The sequence below is a fragment of the Pseudomonas sp. SID14000 genome, from assembly GCF_002165135.1.
Classification (GTDB): domain Bacteria; phylum Pseudomonadota; class Gammaproteobacteria; order Pseudomonadales; family Pseudomonadaceae; genus Aquipseudomonas.
Map to the genome: position 1 here is coordinate 1 of NZ_NFZQ01000095.1, position 455 is coordinate 455.

A 455-nucleotide genomic window follows, 5' to 3' on the forward strand; every position below is an offset into this window, starting at 1 on the left:
GAGGTCGAGCACCCCGCCGCCAGCAGCGCCGTCACGCCGAGCCCCCACGCCCACGCGACGCGACGCCGGGAGCGCGCGACCCCGTGAATCGCTCGGTCTGCCATGTCCTTGCCTCCCTGCCGGTCACGACCCCACCGGTCGTGTCGGTGCCCAGCGTCGCGGGCGGCGGGTGAGGCGGCGGTTACGGGGACCTCACCCCCGCCTCACCCCCGTCGGGTAGATTCCGCCGCGAGACGGTCGCAGGGGGAGGGGGCGTGCCATGCGGCTCCTGCTGGTCGAGGACGACCCGGACGTCGCCGACCCGCTGGTCGAGGGGTTGTCGCACGAGGGCTACCGCGTCGACGTGCGGTACGACGGCGCAACCGCGCTCGAGCTGCTCACCGACCCGGCGTCGCGCGTCGACCTGGTCGTGCTCGACCGGGACCTGCCCCGCGTCAGCGGGGACGTGGTGTGCC

The 455-nt window shown here is 75.2% G+C and carries 1 protein-coding gene; it reads left to right on the plus strand.

The genetic code is table 11. The annotated features are described in order from the left end of the window. Nucleotides 1–259: 259 nt before the first annotated feature. The coding region (locus CAY82_RS25065) for a response regulator (protein ID WP_140399170.1) at nt 260–455 on the plus strand (196 nt) is incomplete at its 3' end.